The sequence below is a fragment of the Bacteroides rodentium JCM 16496 genome (assembly GCF_000614125.1).
Lineage (GTDB): Bacteria > Bacteroidota > Bacteroidia > Bacteroidales > Bacteroidaceae > Bacteroides > Bacteroides rodentium.
This window is the reverse complement of the sequence record NZ_BAKJ01000032.1, coordinates 20,008-39,656: the sequence shown is the minus strand read 5'-3', so window position 1 is coordinate 39,656 and position 19,649 is coordinate 20,008. Positions and strand designations below refer to the sequence as shown.

The 19,649-nt window shown below is 46.6% G+C and carries 15 protein-coding genes and 2 pseudogenes; 8 read left to right on the top strand and 9 right to left on the bottom strand.

Features of this window, described 5'->3' with window-relative positions:
• Positions 1-30: 30 nt before the first annotated feature.
• Complete coding sequence (locus JCM16496_RS14160; RefSeq protein ID WP_004291424.1) at positions 31-336, top strand: helix-turn-helix domain-containing protein; 306 nt, start codon at positions 31-33, stop codon at positions 334-336.
• 77 nt (positions 337-413) lie between these two features.
• Here JCM16496_RS14160 and JCM16496_RS14155 read toward each other — a convergent pair whose 3' ends face one another.
• Positions 414-776, bottom strand: a complete 363-nt coding sequence (locus tag JCM16496_RS14155; RefSeq protein WP_004291423.1) for a hypothetical protein — start codon at positions 774-776, stop codon at positions 414-416.
• An 11-nt stretch (positions 777-787) separates the two neighbouring features.
• Positions 788-2,023, bottom strand: coding sequence for a site-specific integrase (locus JCM16496_RS14150; protein WP_004291422.1), 1,236 nt, complete (start codon positions 2,021-2,023; stop codon positions 788-790).
• 396 nt (positions 2,024-2,419) lie between these two features.
• Between JCM16496_RS14150 and JCM16496_RS14145 the strand changes: the two genes are divergently transcribed.
• Together JCM16496_RS14145 and JCM16496_RS14140 are read left to right on the top strand one after the other, a co-directional pair.
• Complete coding sequence (locus JCM16496_RS14145; protein ID WP_025835093.1) at positions 2,420-3,481, top strand: LacI family DNA-binding transcriptional regulator; 1,062 nt, start codon at positions 2,420-2,422, stop codon at positions 3,479-3,481.
• A gap of 39 nt (positions 3,482-3,520) precedes the next feature.
• Positions 3,521-4,969 carry a tagaturonate reductase gene (locus JCM16496_RS14140; RefSeq protein WP_025835091.1) on the top strand — a complete coding sequence of 483 codons (1,449 nt, stop codon included), beginning with the start codon at positions 3,521-3,523 and terminating at the stop codon, positions 4,967-4,969.
• A gap of 190 nt (positions 4,970-5,159) precedes the next feature.
• Here JCM16496_RS14140 and JCM16496_RS14135 read toward each other — a convergent pair whose 3' ends face one another.
• Complete coding sequence (locus JCM16496_RS14135; RefSeq protein ID WP_005825486.1) at positions 5,160-5,693, bottom strand: FHA domain-containing protein; 534 nt, start codon at positions 5,691-5,693, stop codon at positions 5,160-5,162.
• A 58-nt stretch (positions 5,694-5,751) separates the two neighbouring features.
• Positions 5,752-6,855: an HU domain-containing protein gene (locus JCM16496_RS14130; RefSeq protein WP_025835090.1), complete on the bottom strand. Its 1,104-nt coding sequence runs from the start codon at positions 6,853-6,855 to the stop codon at positions 5,752-5,754.
• A gap of 233 nt (positions 6,856-7,088) precedes the next feature.
• Between JCM16496_RS14130 and JCM16496_RS14125 the strand changes: the two are divergent.
• The 4 genes and pseudogenes from JCM16496_RS14125 (at position 7,089) to JCM16496_RS14110 (ending at position 11,214) form a co-directional block, all read left to right on the top strand.
• A pseudogene (locus JCM16496_RS14125) lies at positions 7,089-8,506 on the top strand (capsule assembly Wzi family protein).
• A gap of 4 nt (positions 8,507-8,510) precedes the next feature.
• Complete coding sequence (gene rfbC / locus JCM16496_RS14120) at positions 8,511-9,059, top strand: dTDP-4-dehydrorhamnose 3,5-epimerase (protein WP_025835088.1); 549 nt, start codon at positions 8,511-8,513, stop codon at positions 9,057-9,059.
• Positions 9,060-9,062: 3 nt separating this feature from the next.
• Positions 9,063-10,376, top strand: a complete 1,314-nt coding sequence (locus JCM16496_RS14115; RefSeq protein ID WP_025835086.1) for a UDP-glucose dehydrogenase family protein — start codon at positions 9,063-9,065, stop codon at positions 10,374-10,376.
• Positions 10,377-10,413: 37 nt separating this feature from the next.
• Positions 10,414-11,214, top strand: coding sequence for a DUF4738 domain-containing protein (locus JCM16496_RS14110; RefSeq protein ID WP_025835084.1), 801 nt, complete (start codon positions 10,414-10,416; stop codon positions 11,212-11,214).
• 36 nt (positions 11,215-11,250) lie between these two features.
• On the opposite strand, the gene JCM16496_RS14105 is transcribed toward JCM16496_RS14110, so the two are convergent.
• Together JCM16496_RS14105 and serB are read right to left on the bottom strand one after the other, a co-directional pair.
• Complete coding sequence (locus JCM16496_RS14105; RefSeq protein WP_025835081.1) at positions 11,251-12,537, bottom strand: DEAD/DEAH box helicase; 1,287 nt, start codon at positions 12,535-12,537, stop codon at positions 11,251-11,253.
• Between the two features lie 94 nt (positions 12,538-12,631).
• The gene (gene serB, locus JCM16496_RS14100) at positions 12,632-13,858 is read right to left on the bottom strand and encodes a phosphoserine phosphatase SerB (RefSeq protein WP_025835079.1); all 1,227 of its coding nucleotides are present in this window, start codon (positions 13,856-13,858) and stop codon (positions 12,632-12,634) included.
• Positions 13,859-14,134: 276 nt separating this feature from the next.
• On the opposite strand from serB, the gene JCM16496_RS14095 reads away from it, so the two are divergent.
• Positions 14,135-14,635, top strand: coding sequence for a redoxin domain-containing protein (locus JCM16496_RS14095; protein WP_025835078.1), 501 nt, complete (start codon positions 14,135-14,137; stop codon positions 14,633-14,635).
• Between the two features lie 273 nt (positions 14,636-14,908).
• On the opposite strand, the gene JCM16496_RS14090 is transcribed toward JCM16496_RS14095, so the two are convergent.
• From JCM16496_RS14090 to lon, 3 genes and pseudogenes are all read right to left on the bottom strand, one after another.
• Positions 14,909-16,045 (bottom strand): LptF/LptG family permease, encoded by a 1,137-nt coding sequence (locus JCM16496_RS14090; protein WP_009038416.1) that lies wholly within the window; start codon positions 16,043-16,045, stop codon positions 14,909-14,911.
• Positions 16,042-17,172 (bottom strand): tRNA guanosine(34) transglycosylase Tgt, encoded by a 1,131-nt coding sequence (tgt, locus tag JCM16496_RS14085; protein WP_005825470.1) that lies wholly within the window; start codon positions 17,170-17,172, stop codon positions 16,042-16,044. The genes JCM16496_RS14090 and tgt overlap by 4 nt, the downstream gene beginning before the upstream one ends.
• A pseudogene (gene lon, locus JCM16496_RS14080) lies at positions 17,169-19,648 on the bottom strand (endopeptidase La). The gene tgt and the pseudogene lon overlap by 4 nt, the downstream one beginning before the upstream one ends.
• Between the last annotated feature and the right edge of the window lies 1 nt (position 19,649).

Sequence of the window (19,649 nt, the reverse complement as noted above, 5' to 3'; positions counted from 1 at the left end):
TTGATTTATTCACCCACTGAATCCGAAGTTATGATGAACGAGAACAACGATGTTTTTACGATGGAAGACGAGCCGATAGCCTCTGTGGTGCAGGATATGCGCAAAGGCTCGAAATGGCTGTCCGCATTTCTGGAAAGCTACCGTCCTCCGCTGGACGGGGAACGTTACCTGACGGACGGCGAGGTGTCGGAACTGCTCCGTGTGAGCCGGCGCACCTTGCAGGAATACCGCAACAACCGCGTGTTGCCCTTCATACTTTTGGGAGGGAAGGTGCTTTACCCGGAAACGGGGCTGCGCGGGGTACTGGAAGCGAACTACCGCAAGCCGCTGGAGTGAGGCGGTTTCATGAAAAAGTAAACGGGTGACACCTTTTGTGGTGCTACCCGTTTACTTGTCTTATGGGGTATGTGCAATCAGCAATACCCGGCTTTTCCGTTCTGTATGAACATCACGTATGTCTGCCGTTTCTCTTGTGAGAGTGCCTTTCCCACCAGCCATGTGCGGAACAGGTGGGTGTTGTAGGTATTCACCCTGAAAGCGACCGGGATGATGATTTCAAGGGCGTACACGTCCGCGTGCAGCCCGTTTTCAAGCTGCATGTAGCGGCACACCTCGTAGTCGTTCAGCACGTCCGACTTGCGGACGGCTCTGATGGCGGCGTTCACTGCCGGGACGGTCGTATGGAACAATCCGGCTATTTCGGTGGCGGTCATCCACACGTCGTTACCGGTTACGCTGACTGCCTTGTCCTCGATGATGATTGTGTCACGTTTCATGGCTTTTCTTTTTAGATGGTGCAACCTGCAAATTCCTCGACGCCGTTCAATCTTGCGGCAAGGTTCTCCATGTCCTGATTGAGCTTCTCTTTGGTTATCTTTGCGTAAATCTGCGTCGTCTTTATGCTCTTGTGTCCGAGCATGGAGCTGACCGTTTCGATGGGAACACCGTTGGAGAGGAATATCGTCGTGGCTGCCGTGTGGCGGCTCTGATGCCACGTGATATGCTTGGTGATGCCGCAACGCTTGGCGACGGCACGGATACCGGCAAGGCACGTGTTATAATGCGGAACGGGAAATATCCTGCCGTCCCCGCACAGTCCCCGGTATTTGCCGATTATGCGGTTGGCGATGTCGAGCAGGCGGATGTTGGACACCACGCCCGTTTTCTGGCGGTTGATGTTTATCCACTCGTGTTCGTCGAAGTAGGTGCGGATATTCTCTTCCGTAAGGTTGCGCATATCCGCGAACGACAGCCCCGTGAAGGCGCAGAACAGGTAGAGGTCGCGGTACAATTCCTGTTTGGCGTTTTTCAGTTTCCCCTCCATCAGCAGGCGGATCTCATCTTTGGTCAGGAAACTGCGTGTTGTTTCCTCCTTCTTGATTTCATACTCGCGGAACGGGTCGCGCGTCAGCCACTCGTTGTTGATGGCGATGAATACCATCGTCCGTAACGGGCAGACGTACAGCCACACGGTATTGGTGCAGCAGTGCTTGTCCGTGCGCAGGAACATCTCGAAGTCGGAGATGAAAGCCGGGGTAAGCTCTTTTAGGGCGATGTCCTTCACATGGTAGCGGATGTCGAGGAACTCTTGCATGTGCTTGTAAACGGTGCGGTACTTCAGCAGCGTGCCTTTGGCTTTCATGCCTGCCTCCACCTGCTTCTCGTAGTCCTCGTTGTGCTGGCGGAACACCTGCATCAGCGTGTGGTAGCGGTGTTCCAGTCCGAGAAAGGCGTTCTTCACCTTCTCCGCCGTGACGAAGTTGTCACGCTCCATGATTTCCTGATAATGCCTGTTGATGCGTACCCGCATCTTGTCAAGCATACGGTTCGTTTCGAGTGCCGCCGTGCTTCTGCCCGTGACACGTCCACCTTTGGTGTCCCACAGTTTCGGATCGACAGTCAGTTTGCAGCTGAACTGTGTCTGGCTGCCGTCCACCGTGATGCGTCCCATGACGGGAACTGTCCCGTCCTTTTTCACTACCTGACGCTTGAGGTAGTAGATTACTGAAAATGTACTCTTCATTGTCCTTAATTTTTGGGTTTCAAAATTAGTTGGTGAAGAGTCCGGTGTTGGTACGCAAAACGGGGAGGAACGGCGCAATCTTTTTCCGTAACCTGATTTTTCGCATGAGTTATGGATAACTCACTATTCCTTAGAGCCTTGTTTCGCTATTCGTACCCGTTTGTCGCATTTTCGGGCATGGTTACGAACAAGTAACGTAGCGGCGTCAGGATTTGGCTTCGGCAGGGATTGTAATGGCTTCACGGATTATCGCCACTTCAACCAAAACCCTTGTAACTCAATTCTATCACTATATCTTTCCGCATTTCACTTTTTTGTAGTAACTTTGCGGCGAATATTTATAATATTTAAGCTTTAGACGTCTCACCTTTACCGCCTTAGGCAACACACTTCAAGATGGAAAACAAGAACTATACCATTAAAGACATTGCACGTATGGCCGGCGTCTCTGCCGGCACTGTAGACCGTGTACTGCACAACCGTGGAGACGTATCCGTTTCCAGTAGGGAAAAAGTCCGGAAAGTGCTCGATGAGATAGATTATCATCCCAATATGTTTGCCATCGGGCTGGCGGCTAAAAAGCGCTATCATATTGTCTGCATTATACCTTATTATATAGAACATGATTATTGGCATGCTGTAGCAGCGGGAATTGACCGTGCCGCACAAGAATTACGGTCGTTCAATGTTGGAGTTAGCTATCTGTACTATCGGCATGCGGACAAATCCTCCTATAAAGAAGCATGTGCTGTGCTCCGGGAGGAAAATGCCGACGCCGTACTTATTGCCCCGAATTTCCGAGAGGAGACCATAAAACTCACTACTTATTTGGAGGAAGCGGATATTCCCTATGCATTTATAGACTTCAATATCGAACAGACGCATGCCTTGTGTTATATCGGACAAGATTCCAAAACCAGCGGATATATTGCTGCCAAGATTCTGATGCGTAGCTATGAAAAAGGGCAGGAACTTGTGTTATTCCTGAACAATCAGAAAAACAATCCGGCAGAAATCCAGATGCAACGCCGCCTCGAGGGGTTTATGCAATACCTTTCCGAGGAACATAAAGATTTGGTTGTCCATGACATTGTGTTGCACAAGGAAGATGCTGACGGCAACAGACAAATGTTGGACACTTTCTTTAAAGGACATCCCCAAGCCGTACTGGGGGCTGTTTTTAATTCACGCGTTTATCAGGTGGCAAGCTATCTGCACGAAAAGGGGCAGAAGCTGGTGGGACTTGTGGGATATGACCTTTTACACAAAAACACAGAGTTCCTGAGAACCGGTGAAGTAAACTTTCTCATCGGTCAACGCCCAGGCCTGCAAGGCTATTGTGGCGTGAAAACTTTATGCAACCATGTGGTATTTAAAAGACCGGTCACTGCAGTGAAATACATGCCCATCGACATACTGATGAAGGAAAACATAGACTTTTACTTTGAGTTTGAATAATCAGAAAATTATATATCAACCATTTAAATCATTTTTAAAATGAAAGCATTAAACAAAGAAACTGCTCCCAAAGCACAACGTCCGGAACGCATTATCCAGTTTGGTGAAGGTAATTTCCTTCGCGCATTTGTAGATTGGATTATCTACAACATGAATCAAAAGACCGATTTCAACAGCAATGTGGTAGTGGTTCAACCCATTGATAAAGGTATGGTTGACATGCTGAATGCCCAGGATGACCTTTATCATGTAAATCTGCAAGGTCTGGATAAAGGAGAAACCGTGAACAGTCTGACTATGATAGATGTAATCAGCCGTGCCTTAAACCCCTATACTCAAAACGATGAGTTCATGAAATTGGCCGAACAACCGGAAATGCGTTTTGTCATTTCCAACACAACAGAAGCCGGTATAGCCTTTGACCCTGCTTGTAAGCTGACAGATGCACCGGCATCTTCTTATCCGGGCAAACTGACACAGCTGTTGTATCATCGCTTCAAGACATTCAACGGCGACAAAAGCAAAGGGCTGATTATTTTCCCCTGCGAACTCATCTTCCTGAATGGTCACAAGTTGAAGGAGACAATCTATCAATACATTGAGTTATGGCAGTTGGGTGATGAGTTCAGAACTTGGTTTGAGGAAGCCTGCGGTGTATATGCAACACTGGTGGACCGTATCGTTCCAGGATTCCCCCGCAAAGACATTGCCACTATAAAAGAAAAAATACAGTACGATGACAACCTGGTAGTACAGGCTGAAATTTTCCATTTATGGGTCATTGAGGCTCCGCAAGAAGTCGCCAAAGAATTCCCAGCCGACAAAGCCGGACTGAATGTATTGTTTGTTCCTTCCGAAGAACCTTACCACGAAAGAAAAGTAACCTTGCTGAATGGACCTCATACCGTACTGTCTCCGGTAGCCTATCTGTCGGGGGTAAATATTGTACGCGATGCCTGCCAGCATCCTATAATCGGACAATACATCCATAAAGTGATGTTTGACGAGCTGATGGAAACGTTGAATCTGCCGAAAGACGAATTGAAAAAGTTTGCAGAAGATGTATTGGAGCGCTTCAACAATCCCTTTGTTGACCATGCCGTAACCAGTATCATGCTGAACTCTTTCCCTAAATACCAAACCCGTGACCTTCCCGGTCTGAAAACCTACTTGAAACGTAAAGGAGAACTGCCGAAAGGTCTGGTATTGGGGCTGGCTGCCATCATCACGTACTACAAAGGAGGTACCCGAGCAGACGGCACAGAAATCATCCCAAATGATGCTCCCGAAATCATGCAGTTATTGAAAGACCTTTGGGCAACGGGGGATACCCGCAAAGTGGCAGAAGGCGTATTGGCAGCCAAAGACCTTATCTGGGGTGAACACGGAGACTTGAATAACGTTCCAGGATTGACAGACATGATTACCTGCTTCTTAAAATCCATCCAAGAAAAAGGTATGCAGGAAACTGTAAAAGGTATTCTTTGATTCCTATGACTTTAACAGGGGGTCAAAATTCACCACAGAGGACACAGAGTAGCACAGGAATGATTTTTAACTGTTGATTATCAACAAAAACTCTGAGATACTCTGTGTTACTCTGTGGTGAAAAGAGTTTTGACCCTCTTATTCATATCACATTTGATGGAAATAATCAAGCCGCAGTTCTCTTTTTTGTCTAAAGGCTTTCCTGCTCTGCCGCCCGCAATATGAAAGTAGTGGCACCAATGGTTACAATGGCTCCATCCTCAATGCGAATGCGGTCTTTGTCACCCAAAATTTCATTATTTAGGAAAGTTCCCGTCAGGCTAGGGGCATCGCGTAAGGTATAAATCAACACTCCCTGCTTATTGCGCTTTACATTAATGATACAGTGACGCCGATCCATACTCATATCCGAAGTCTCAATCGGTACATCGATAACATTTCCCACGCAACGCCGGCCTATGATATTGTCACCTTCCTGTAACGGAAGTACCTGCTTAAAACCAAACACGTTCTCAATGACCGTGATGCTGCCAAAAGCCTCTTTAAACTCCGCTTCATCCGGACGTTCTTCCTTTTGAGGGGCTTTCATCTTTGATTTGCCTAAACGAATACTGAACTGCTTCTTACACTGGTCACATACAAAGACCAGCGATTGGCCTTCGGTATACTTGGTTTCATCGAATGTCAGGTAATTCTCACATTTGGGACAACGGATACGCTTCATGATAGTTAAAAATTAAAGAATTAAAGAATTAAAAAATAAAGCAAGGGTAGATTACTTTCTACTTCTTTAATACCCAAGCGTTCTTATACGTTTCATTCTGGCGAACTCTGTTCAACGCCTGATATGCTTCTGTTTCTGTGCCACAAGACTCAATGCTGACACGCATTTTACCATCGCCAACAATTGCTTTTGCATGAGGGTAACCTTTTTCAATCAGTTGCTTTGCCATTGCTTCGGCATCCTTCTCAGTGCCTACACTGGCGATGATGATGTGGTATTTCTTTGCAGAGGCAAGTGACGGGGCGGTAGTCCCCGCTGTTGTCTTTTGAACTTCACTCTTCGTCGTTACAGATGTTGAAGAGGACACTTTTGCCGCCTGCCGCTTAGGCTGAGAAACAACCGGAACCACTTTTTTCTTTGCCTTCCGCCCCGTGTTTTTTTGAGCCGACGCTTTCGGAGTGTCGGCCTTCCGGCTGACAACAATCGGATTAATGGCAAGGGATTCCTTTTCTATCATCTCAAAAAGTTCATTCGGAAGTAATTGCGCATAATTTCCTTCAACCACTTCCGTATTCTCTATCGGTGTAGACAAAAAGAAAAACAAGGCAACCACTGCAATCATGGCAACTGCATTCGACAAATAGGAACGGTTGAATTTAAACTCAAACTTTCGCTTTTTGTCTTCGGGCACAACTGGAACAGAATAACGGATGGTCTTTTCCATGTACGGTTTCTTCAGTTCCGCCAGTTCCTGCATTTCAAAACTATCCAGCCCATATAAGTAAGGAGTGGTTATCTTGTGATCATAGGGAGCAAAGTCATAAGTACCATGAATGGAGTAACGCAATTCGCCAATATTGGGCAAATCCACCTTACCTTCTTCGTGGAGAGCAGTGAATATATAAGCTACTTCTTTTTCTACAATCCGCGTAGCATCAGAAAAATCGGTATCATAGACAGCCATATAGGATTGTACAAGTAAGCCGTCGTTCATCTTCAGTTGAGGGTTGAAACCGATAATACGGGTAGGGGGCAGAAAAACATTCTCTTCCGCTACTCTCATTGCCGGAGTATAATGGGCTACAAATCCTCCCAAACCGGGAACAATGACACAATCGTTCTCCAATAACAATACTTCTATGTGCTGTGCTAATTCAATCATGCTACAAAAGTAGCGGAAATATCGGATATACGCTAGTTTCAGGACTTTTTTCTTATCAACAAATTATAAACATTGCACATTGAAAATGTATTTGAAAAAGGTTTTTCGGCAAGAGAAGGGCTTTTTACCGGAAAAATTTCTACTTTTGTACCGTTTAATTATGCTCGTCAAGAATAGAAGGACAATTGCCCTCGCAAGAGTATACAAACCTAAACACTTAACAAAAGACTATTATGCGTATTATCTTCTGTCTGATGGTTTTCTTGTTCATAGAAAAGAACACGATGCTGGCACAGCAGCTGTCCTCATTCGTAGAATATGGAGCAGCCCTGCATACCGGTGACAATACCCCTCTTTGGCAGGTCAGCAACCAGCAAGGACTCACTTCGCTTGACAATAATACTTACATACGTGGAGGAGCAGCCTACAAACACCAAATTGGAAAATGGAAGTTTGAAGAAGCACTGGATTTGGTTGCAGCAGCCGGATTCAGTACTACCTCCTTCATTATACAGCAGGCTTACGTAGACATCCGCTACAAGTGGTTCGGATTCTTTGCCGGAAGCCGGGAACAGAATTCTCCATTGCTGAATCAAGAGCTGAGCAGTGGCGGCATGACCTGGTCGGGCAATGCGCGTCCCATACCACAAGTACAGATAGGCATCCCCGAGTATGTACAGTTGCTACCCCGTTTAGGCCTGAAAGGAGAAATCTCGTACGGATGGTTTACAGACAACAAATACCAGCGGGAACAAGTCGGAGAAAAATACTGGTACACCAAGAGTATCAAATACCATCATAAAGAAGGGTTCCTGCGTATCGGCATACCCAAAGGAAAATGGCAACTGGAACTCGGAATGACCCTCGACACCCAATTCGGAGGATACAAGATTGGAGGCTCCGAATCGGGAGACTTGGGCAACGGATGGAAGGATTACGTACGCGTATTTTTCCCCGGTCACGGGCGTGAGGATGGACCGGTAGGTGAACATCTGGCTTTCCAAGGCAATTTCCTGGGCAGCGAATATATCAAAATGACTTATCGTCCTAAGGAAGATTTCTCCATCAGCGCCTATCTGGACAATCATTTTGATGACTTCTCCGCCATGGCCAAGCTCAACGGTTGGGATGGCTTATGGGGTGTGGAATATAAATCCAACCATAAACAAGCCATCAACGGAATCGTTATCGAATATCTCCAAACTACCAATATGAGCGGTCCTCTGCACGGTTTGCAGAATTCTGTAGTAGGTAAGACCGGAGGAGCCGATAACTACTACAACAACGGTTACTACCCAGGATGGACACATTGGGGTATGGCGATAGCAATCCATTGATAGCATCGCCTATCTATAATAAGGATGGCGATATGAGTTTCAAGTACAATCGCGTCAAGGCCCTGCATCTGGGATGGAGCGGCGACATCAGCAGCGAGTGGAGATACGTGGCAAAATTGTCCCACAACAGAACTTGGGGAACTCCTCACCGTCCGATACCCGATATATTAGAAAATTTTTCTACTTTTGCATCGTTTTACTATACTCCCCGTAAATGGAAGGGCTGGTGCTTCAATGCGTCCCTTGCATTGGATATGGGAGAGATATATGGAGACAATTTTGGATTCCAACTGAAAGTACATAAAACATTTTAAGAAAATGAACTACATACAAACAGAGATTGACGGCGTATGGCTGATTGAGCCGAAAGTATTCCATGATGCCCGCGGATACTTTATGGAAGCATTTAAGGAAGAGGAGTTCCGTGCACATGTCGGAGACGTTCACTTCATCCAGGACAATGAGTCCAAGTCCTCTTTTGGCGTATTGCGCGGCCTTCACTACCAGAAGGGCGATTGCAGCCAGGCCAAACTGGTGCGTGTAATTAAAGGAAAAGTGCTGGACGTGGCTGTCGACTTAAGAAAATCTTCTCCCACCTTCGGAAAGCATGTCAGTGTGGAGCTAAGTGAAGAGAACAAGCGACAATTCTTCATTCCGCGTGGTTTTGCCCACGGTTTTCTGGTGCTGAGCGATGAAGCAGTCTTTACATACAAGGTAGACAACGTATACGCACCGCAGTCCGAGGCATCCATCCGTTTTGACGATGAAACCATCGGCATTGAATGGCCCGTTGCCACGGAGCAGCTTCTATTATCAGATAAAGACGGACATGCCGTATCGTTCAAGGATGCGGCCTATTATGAATAAAATATGAAAATAGCCATTGTCGGTACAGGATACGTCGGTTTGGTAACCGGAACCTGCTTTGCGGAAATCGGTGTCAACGTTATTTGCGTAGACACGAACAGTGAAAAGATAGAGTCGCTGAAAAAGGGTGTTATTCCTATCTATGAAAATGGACTGGAAGAAATGGTTGGCCGAAACGTGAAGGCGGGACGCCTGCAATTCACCACGTCTCTGGAGAGTTGTCTGAATGAGGTGGAAGTGGTGTTCAGTGCCGTAGGCACACCACCCGATGAGGATGGAAGTGCCGACTTGAGCTACGTGCTGGAAGTTGCCCGCACCATTGGACGCAATATGCAGAAATACGTGTTGGTGGTAACCAAAAGTACCGTTCCCGTAGGTACTGCCAGAAAAGTGCGGGCTGCCATTCAAGAAGAACTTGATAAGAGAGGGGTGAACATTGACTTCGATGTCGCTTCGAATCCCGAGTTTCTGAAAGAAGGTAATGCCATCAACGATTTTATGAGTCCCGACCGTGTAGTGGTGGGAGTAGAGTCCGAACGAGCCAAGAAGATAATGAGCAAGCTCTACAAACCATTCCTGCTGAACAACTTCCGTGTCATCTTTATGGACATCCCTTCTGCAGAAATGACAAAGTATGCAGCTAACTCCATGCTTGCCACCCGCATCAGCTTCATGAACGACATTGCCAATTTGTGCGAATTGGTGGGAGCGGATGTAAACATGGTGCGCAGCGGTATCGGTTCGGATACCCGTATCGGACGCAAGTTCCTCTATCCGGGGATAGGTTACGGCGGTTCATGCTTCCCTAAGGATGTAAAAGCACTGATTAAAACGGCTGAATTGAACGGCTACAAGATGCGTGTACTCCATGCAGTAGAGGAGGTGAACGAGAAACAGAAGAGCATCTTATTCGAAAAGCTGCAGAAGCATTTCAATAATGATTTGGAGGGAAAGACCATTGCCATTTGGGGGCTGGCCTTTAAACCCGAAACAGATGACATGCGTGAAGCCCCGGCTCTGGTATTAATTGACGAGTTGCTGAAGGCCGGCTGTAAAGTACGTGCCTACGACCCGGCTGCCATGAACGAATGCCGCCGCCGCATAGGAGAAAGTATTTATTATGCAACAGATATGTATGATGCTGCGCTGGATGCAGATGCACTGATGCTGGTGACCGAATGGAAAGAATTCCGCCTGCCTTCATGGGCAGTCATCAAGAAGACCATGGAGCAGCCGCTGGTATTGGACGGACGTAACATTTACGACAAGAAAGATATGGAAGAACAAGGTTTCACATATCATTGCATCGGAAAATAAAGTTGCAGAAAAAAGAAAAGAAATAAATAGGGACGTTATGACAATAAAAAGAAGTGCGATTCTCATTGTACTTGTTGTCTCATTGGCATCATGCAGCAACAGACAAAACGGGGAGGTTTCCGTCAAGGAAGACCTTACTGCAAAACAACTGTTGCAAGGCATCTGGGTGAACGATGAAACAGAAATGCCGTTGATGCGCATCGAAGGGGATACGGTATATTATGCCAACCCGCAAAGCGCTCCCGTACCTTTCAAGGTTGTTCACGATACAATCTACATATACAGCAATGAACCGGTGGCCTATAAGATAGACCGTCAAACGGAATACAGCTTCTGGTTCCACTCGCTGGCCGACGAAGTAATCAAACTGCATAAATCTGAAAATGCGGAAGATTCTTTGGTTTTCACCAGTCGAGAAGTGGAGGTCATTTCTACTACTCCGGAAGTGATAAAGAAAGACAGTATCGTAACATACAAGAATACAAGGTATAGGGGATATGTATATATCAACCCCTCAAAGATGAAGGTTTTCAAGACTTCCTATTCTGAAAATGGAATCAGTGTGGACAATGTGTATTATGATAATGTAATCCACATCTGTGTATACGAAGGGAAGAAGATGCTTTATGGCCAGGACATCACTAAAAAGATGTTTGCGGATATATTCCCTGCCGAAATGCTGGACCAGGCCATTCTTGCCGATATGAATTTCATGGGTGTGGATGGTAAGGGGTACCATTATCAGGCAACCCTCGGCATACCCGAAAGTTCCGTATACAATCTGGTAAATATGATTATTGGTTTTGACAATACAATGAACATAGAAAAAGCGGAATAAATCCGCTTTTTCTATTTCTTGTCTTCACCACAGTGCTTATTTCTTCTCGCCGCCATTCTGTGGACGTTTGGCTCTGGGCTTTCCACCTTTATTGTTGTTGCGACCGTTCTTGTTTCCTCCTGGCTTACGTCCGTTTCCATGGCCGCCCCGTCTTCCTCCGTCAAATGCTCTTGGCTTGTATTCGGGAGCTTCGCCCAGCTCTTCGGGAACCTGTATCTTATAGATGTCCCTATCCAGGAATTTTTCGATATTCTTGAAGTTGCCTTGCTCCTTTTCGGAAACGAAGGTGATGGCTACGCCGTCATTATTGGCACGCGCCGTACGCCCGATGCGGTGCACATAGTCTTCACTGTCGTGGGGGACGTCATAGTTTATCACCAGACGGATGTCGTCGATATCAATACCTCTCGCAACGATATCTGTAGCTACCAGGATATTGATACGTCCTGCCTTGAACTCGTACATCACTTTTTCGCGCTGTGCCTGCTCTAAATCGGAGTGCATTTCACCAACGTTCAGTTTCATCTGCTTCAAGGCTTTGGTCACTTCCTTCACTTTCAACTTGGAAGAAGCAAAGATGATGACGCGTTCCGGCGTCTCCTCGGCAAAGAGGCTACGAATGATGCCCAGCTTCTGATTCTCGTAGCAGACATAGGCTGCCTGCACAATCTTTTCCGCCGGTTTGGAAACCGCCAACTTTACTTCGGCGGGATTGTTCAGAATGTTGCCAGCCAACTGTTGTATCTTGGCAGGCATGGTAGCAGAGAACATAATGGTCTGCCGCTCTTTAGGGAGAAACTTGACAATCTGCATAATGTCATCATAGAATCCCATATCCAGCATCCGGTCTGCTTCATCCAAAATAAAATAAGAGACACGCGAAAGGTCTACATAGCCAAGGCTGAGGTGGGCTATCAGACGTCCCGGAGTGGCAATGACAACATCTGCACCCAATGTCAAACCTCTTTTCTGTTGTTCGAACAGAACTCCGTCATTACCGCCATACACAGCCACACTGGAAACCGGCATGAAGTAGGAGAAGCCCTCCATCTGCTGGTCTATCTGTTGTGCCAACTCACGGGTAGGAGCCATGACAATGCAGTTGATGGCATCGGCAGGGTGTCCACCTTCTGAAAGCTTGTTCAATATAGGCAACAAATATGCAGCAGTTTTTCCCGTTCCGGTTTGTGCCACCGCTATTAAATCTCGACCTTCAAGTATAACGGGAATTGATTCTTCTTGTATGGGGGTGCACTCTTCAAAGCGCATGGCATCCAGTGCCTCCAGCACATTGCCATTCAAATGTAGTTCTGAAAACTTCATGTATCTCTTTTAAATTTGGGCACAAAGATAGGACTTTTTTTTGAATGTACTAATGAGTTAATGGGTTAATGTGCACATTAACCCATTAGCACATTTAATGAATATCAATGTATGAATCCTTGAAACCTAAGAAGTAAAGTACCCCGTCCAAACCAATGGTGTTGATGGATTGCTTGGCATTGGCAACTACTTTGGGCTTTGCATGAAAAGCGATTCCAAGGCCGGCAATTCCCAGCATGGGCAGGTCGTTGGCACCGTCGCCCACAGCAATAGTCTGCGCAATATCCACTTTCTCCACCTGAGCTATCAAACGCAGTAACTCCGCCTTACGCTTACCGTCGACTACATCACCGAGATAGCGACCGGTCAGTTTGCCATCCTCTATTTCCAGCTCGTTGGCATACACATAGTCTATACCGTACTTCTTCTGGAGGTACTGCCCGAAGTAGGTAAACCCTCCCGAAAGAATAGCTATCTTGTAACCGTATTTCTTCAAAACATACATCAGGCGATCCACACCTTCCGTAATGGGAAGATTTTCTGCTATCTCCTGCATCACGGACTCATCCAATCCTTTCAATAAGGCCACTCGTTCGCGAAAGCTCTCAATGAAATCTATCTCACCGCGCATGGCACGTTCGGTAATGGCCTTCACCTGGTCACCCACACCTGCACGTATGGCCAATTCATCAATCACTTCTGTTTCAATCAGCGTAGAGTCCATATCGAAGCAAATGAGGCGGCGCATCCGGCGGTACATATTGTCCAACTGGAAAGAGAAATCCATTTCCAGTTCGGTTGCCAGTTTCATCAACTGTTCTTGCATGGCAATACGGTCTTTCGGAGTGCCACGAACGGAAAATTCGATGCAGGCGCGTGTACGCGATTCGCATTCGTCCAGCGGAATACGCCCTGTAAGGCGCTTGATGGCATCGATATTCATGCCTTGCTCTGCAAGAATACGGGTAACGGCGGATATTTGACGGGCAGACAACTTACGCCCCAATAAAGTAAGAATATAGCGGTTCTTTCCCTGCATATTCACCCAGTCCTCGTACTCTTTAGCAGTAATGGGGTAGAAACGGACAGTCACTCCCAGGGAGGAAGCCTTGAAAAGCAGTTCCTTCATAATGAACCCCGAGTGTTGTTCTTCCGTCTTGCACAAAATGCCCAACGAAAGAGTATTGTGAATATCTGCCTGGCCAATATCCAGAATGGTAGCATCATATTTAGCCAGAATTTCCGTTACGGAAGCTGTCAGTCCCGGACGGTCTTCACCCGTAATACGTATCAGGATGAGTTCAGTGTTCAATGGTTGCATAAGTCATCTTTTTGATAGAATAATAGGCTACAAAAGTAAGGAAAAATCTCGCCATTTATGCTAAATAACATAAAAATATGCCTCTAAAAAGTGAGAAAAATGCTTGTTTATTTGGAAGTTTGTTTAGGAATTACTTACCTTTGCACCCGATTTCAGAATTAAAAGCTTTGATTATCAGTATCTTTATCACTATTCAAGGCTTTGACAAGACGATGTTCCGGGAAGAAATCACTGTTGAAGGACAGTCCCGGATAGTATTAACCAAAACCGTGCCGCATGAAATATGCAAAATGGATTTTTGTTGTATTACTAATAAGTTCCTTGACTTCTTTTGTAGAAAAAGACAAACCTACCGGAGGTTTGAATGTGGGTGACATGGCCCCGGATTTCAAAATCCAAACTATGTCGGCAGAGCAATCCCAAACCGACCTTTCAGACTTGAAAGGAGAGTATGTATTGCTCAGCTTTTGGGCAAGTTACGACGCGCAGTCCCGGATGCAAAACGCAAGTTTGAGCAATGCGCTTCGCTCTACTGCCCGCAACAATGTGAAGATGGTTTCAGTTTCATTCGATGAGTATCAGTCAATCTTTGAAGAAACCATCCGTAAGGACCAAATAGTTACGCCCACTTGTTTCGTGGAAACTAAAGGCGAATATTCCGGCCTCTTTAAGAAATATCGCTTGGGCCGCGGATTCACTAACTATTTACTGGATGATAATGGTGTTATTATTGCCAAAAACATCTCTGCTGCAGAACTTTCCGCTTACTTGAATTAAGCTTGCCGATGCCCGGTGCATACAACAGCAACTTAAAGAACCTGTAAGACGAAAGTGAGGGTGTTCTCCGGAAAACCGGCATATCTTTCCGGCAAAAAGGGAACAGAACAAAAGAGGAAAATGAATACAACAAAAAGCCCCTCCCGCACTTGCACAACGCAAGAGTGGGAGGGGCTTCTTATTTTAATGGACTTCCGGAGACAAGCATCCTAAACCTCTACTTTAGCACGTCAAACCTCAACTTGAGCAGACTGAAGTAGAGGTTTAGAATGCTTATTTCGGTGCTTTCCTATATAGATAGAATGCAATGAAGGCATACATTATATTCGGTATCCACACAGCTATGACCGGAGGCATATTGCCGTTCACGGCAAATGTGGAAGCAATGGTCTGAAACAGAATATAAGAGAAACTCAATGCCAAGCCGATACCTAAATGCAATCCCATTCCACCTTTCGTTTTCTTGGAAGACAAAGATACTCCAATCAGCGTCAGGATAAAGGAGGCAAACGACATGGCAATGCGTTTGTGGTACTCTATCTCAAATTCCTTAATGTTGGCAAAGCCGCGTTGCCGCTGCCTGCTGATGTACTCGCTCAGCTGGGGGCTGGTCAACATTTCCTGCTGGTTTTTCATAATCAGGAAGTCGGCAGGCTCCATAAAAAGGGTAGTGTCTATGCGGTCACCCTTCGTGATACTCTCCTTCATGCCATCCATCTGGCGAATCATATAATCCTTGATTTTCCACTTATGCACGGCCGTCGTGTCGTAGGTAATGGAACGGGCCGTAAGGTGGGAGACCAGTTGCTTGTCATTGAACTTGTCCAAAGAAAAGCGATAACCGGTCTTGCTGTAGTCTTCAAAACGTTCGATATAGGCAATTACCCCCGAATCCACTTCCAGCTGGATGTTCCGTGCCGTATTCGCCTTACGGGGTTTGTAGTACTTGTCCTCAAAATTGATACGTGTCACACTGCCTTTGGGAATGACATAGGACCCGAGACAGAATGTTACTACCGCAATGATTGCTGCAGACACCATGTAAGGACGCAACATACGCTTGAAACTCATTCCCGTAGAAAACATGGCAATAATCTCCGAGTTCTCCGCCAGTTTGGAAGTAAAGAAGATTACGGCGATAAATACAAACAGCGGACTGAACAGATTGGCAAAGTAGGGGATGAAGTTCAGGTAATAATCAAAAACAATCGCATTCCACGGCGCTTCATGAGACATGAAGCGGTCCATCTTCTCGTTGAAGTCGAACACCACCGCAATGGAGATAATCAATGCAATGGCAAAGACATATGTACCCAGGAACTTCTTAATGATGTACCAGTCCAGCCGCTTCAGGAATTTACCTCTCGGCAGCTTTATATTCTTCCATATCCTCCAGTTCATTTTTCTCATAATCTTGTCGATACGCGTTTCACCATCATCGGTTTCCAGGTAGCAAAGTCGCCTGCAATGATATGCTTACGTGCTTCGCCCGCCAGCCACAGATAGAAAGCCAAGTTGTGGATAGATGCTATCTGCATGGCAAGCAGTTCTTGTGCATGAAACAGATGGCGCAAGTATGCCTTGCTGTACATGGTATCTACGTAGGAGGCACCGTCTGCTTCAATGGGAGAGAAATCCATTTCCCATTTTTTGTTGCGCATGTTCATGATGCCGTCCTTAGTAAACAACATGCCGTTGCGTCCGTTGCGGGTAGGCATCACACAGTCGAACATATCGACACCGCGTTCAATGCCCTCCAGGATGTTTACCGGAGTCCCGACTCCCATCAGATAGCGAGGCTTGTCTTTGGGAAGAATACCGTTCACCAGCTCAATCATCTCGTACATCTTGTCTACGGGCTCGCCCACAGCCAGACCGCCAATGGCATTACCGTCAGCACCTTTAGAGGCAACAAACTCTGCTGACTGCTCGCGGAGGTCGCGATAGACGCACCCCTGCACAATGGGAAATAAGGATTGCTGATAACCGTACTTCGGTTCTGTTTCGTTGAAACGCTTGATACAGCGGTCCAGCCAGCGATGTGTCAATCCCAGTGATTTTTTGGCATATTCGTAGTCCGAATCCCCCGGAGGACATTCATCAAAGGCCATCATGATGTCTGCACCGATAGTACGTTCTATATCCATCACCTTCTCCGGCGTAAAGATATGCTTGCTACCATCGATGTGTGAACGGAATTCCGCACCTTCTTCGCGCAACTTGCGGATACCGGACAACGAGAATACCTGGAAGCCGCCACTGTCTGTCAGCATAGGACGGTCAAAGCCGTTGAACTTATGCAGTCCACCGGCTTTTTCTATCACTTCCAGTCCCGGACGCAGATAAAGATGATAGGTATTACCCAATATAATCTGCGCCTTTATGTCCTCTTTCAGCTCAGGCAGATGCACGCCTTTCACTGTTCCCACTGTACCTACCGGCATAAAGATAGGTGTCTCAATCTGCCCGTGGTCAGTAGTAATCAGTCCGGCACGTGCATTGGTCTTGCTGTCTGTATATTGTAACTCGAATGTCATTCCTCTTTCTTTTCAGTCTTTTCTTTCTTTACGGACAAGTCGATGGCATCGGCTACTTTTTCATCAGTCAGCGCAATGGCAAACACTTCCTTGATATCTTTCACATAGTGGAAAGTCAGTCCTTTCAGATATATATCCTGTATCTCTTCTATATTCTTGCGGTTCTCGTCGCTCAAGATAATCTCCTTGATACCGGCACGCTTGGCAGCCAGTATCTTCTCCTTGATGCCTCCTACCGGAAGTACCTTACCGCGAAGTGTTATCTCTCCCGTCATGGCAAGATTGGCCTTCACCTTCTTCTGGGTGAGGGCAGAAGCGAGAGAGGTAGCCATCGTGATACCGGCAGACGGACCGTCTTTCGGAATGGCGCCTTCGGGCACATGGACATGGATGTTCCAGTTATCAAAAATCTCCTCGTCAAGATTCAGCAGGGAGGCATGCGCCTTGATGTATTCCAATGCCAGCATGGCCGACTCTTTCATTACATCACCCAAATTGCCGGTCAATGTCAAACGTCCGCCCTTGCCACGGCTCAGGCTGGTTTCCACGAAAAGTATTTCACCACCTACGGCAGTCCATGCCAGACCGGTCACTACCCCTGCATACTCATTACCCTGATACTTGTCACGGGTATATTCGGGTGCACCCAGGAATTCATACAAGTCTCCCGGTTTTATTTCGGTCTTCGCAAAATAACCGTCCGTAGCATATTGGCGCGCAGATTTACGGAGTATCTTTCCGATTTTCTTTTCCAGTTCGCGCACGCCGCTTTCACGGGTATAATTCTCTATAATGGCTTCCAGTGTGTTCTTCGGAAGCTTGATATCATTCTTTTTCATACCGTTTGCCTCCAATTCCTTCGGAACCAGATGGCGGCGGGCAATCTCAATTTTTTCTTCCGTGATATAGCCGCTTACCTCAATCAGCTCCATACGGTCCAGCAACGGCCCGGGGATGGTATTCAGATTATTGGCAGTAGCGATGAACATCACTTTGGACAAATCATAGTCCACATCCAGAAAGTTATCATGGAATGTAGTGTTCTGTTCCGGGTCGAGCACTTCGAGGAGGGCAGAGGAGGGGTCTCCCTGGCGGTCGGCACTCACCTTGTCTATCTCATCCAGAATAAATACCGGATTGGAGGAGCCTGCCTTTATCAGATTCTTGATAATCCGTCCCGGCATGGCACCGATATAGGTTTTACGATGACCGCGAATCTCAGCTTCATCATGCACGCCACCCAGCGACATACGGATATACTTACGTTTCAAGGCTGCAGCAATGGAACGTCCCAAAGAGGTTTTTCCCACACCCGGAGGCCATACAGACAGATGATGGGGGACTTCATATCGCCCTTCAGCTTCAATACGGCAAGATGTTCCAAGATGCGTTCCTTCACCTTCTCCAAACCATAATGGTCTTTGTTCAGTGTCTTTTCTGCATTGACAAGGCTCAGATTATCCGTCGTATAAATGCCCCACGGCAAACTAAGCATCGTCTGCAGATAGTTCAGCTGCACGCTATAGTCGGGAGACTGAGGATGGGTACGTTCCAACTTATCCACCTCTTTCAGGAACGTAGCCTTCACCTCATCACTCCATTTGATGGTCTCCGCCTTCTTACGCATTTCCTCTATTTCCTGCTCCTGACCGCCGCCACCCAGCTCATCCTGAATGGTTTTAATCTGCTGCTGCAGGAAATACTCACGCTGCTGCTGGTCTATATCCTCGCGTGCACGCATCTGGATAGACTCTTTGATTTCGGCAAGCTGAACTTCACGATTCAGAATCTCGAGCAGGCGGTAGGTACGCGCCCGCAAAGAGTCGATACGGAGCAATTCTATCTTTTCGTCTTTCTTGAGCGGCAGGTTCGTACAGATAAAGTCTACCAAAAACATTGGATTGGTAATGTTCTTGATGGCAAATGCCGAATCCTGCGGAAACATATCGGATGACTTGATGTAGCGTACTGTCAAGTCTTTACACGCCTCTACCAATGCATGGAATTCCTTGTCATTCTTCTCCGGAAGTTCTTCATTCAGCGTGGCTATCCGTCCCTTCAGATAAGGAGTCGTATCCGTAATCTCCTTCAGTTCCATACGTTTGGAGCCTTGCAGGATGACGGTAGTTGTCTGGTCCGGCATTTCAAGCACGCGTACAATCTTGGCAACTGTACCGATGGTATGTAAATCTTCAAACAGAGGTGTCTCTGTTTCAGCCACCTTCTGGCATAGAACAGCTATATAAGAATTTTTCTTTTCTGCTTCACGCACCAATTTGAGGGAAGATTTTCTTCCTACAGATACCGGCATAAACACCCCGGGAAACAATACCATATTTCGGAGAGGCAATATCGGTAAGACCTCTTCTACCTCTATGTCCATCAATTGTTCCTCATTCCCCTCAAAATCAGCAATTACAGAGAAAGCGTTTCCGCTTCTATCTTCGACATCACTCAGGTAATTTCTTTTCTTCATT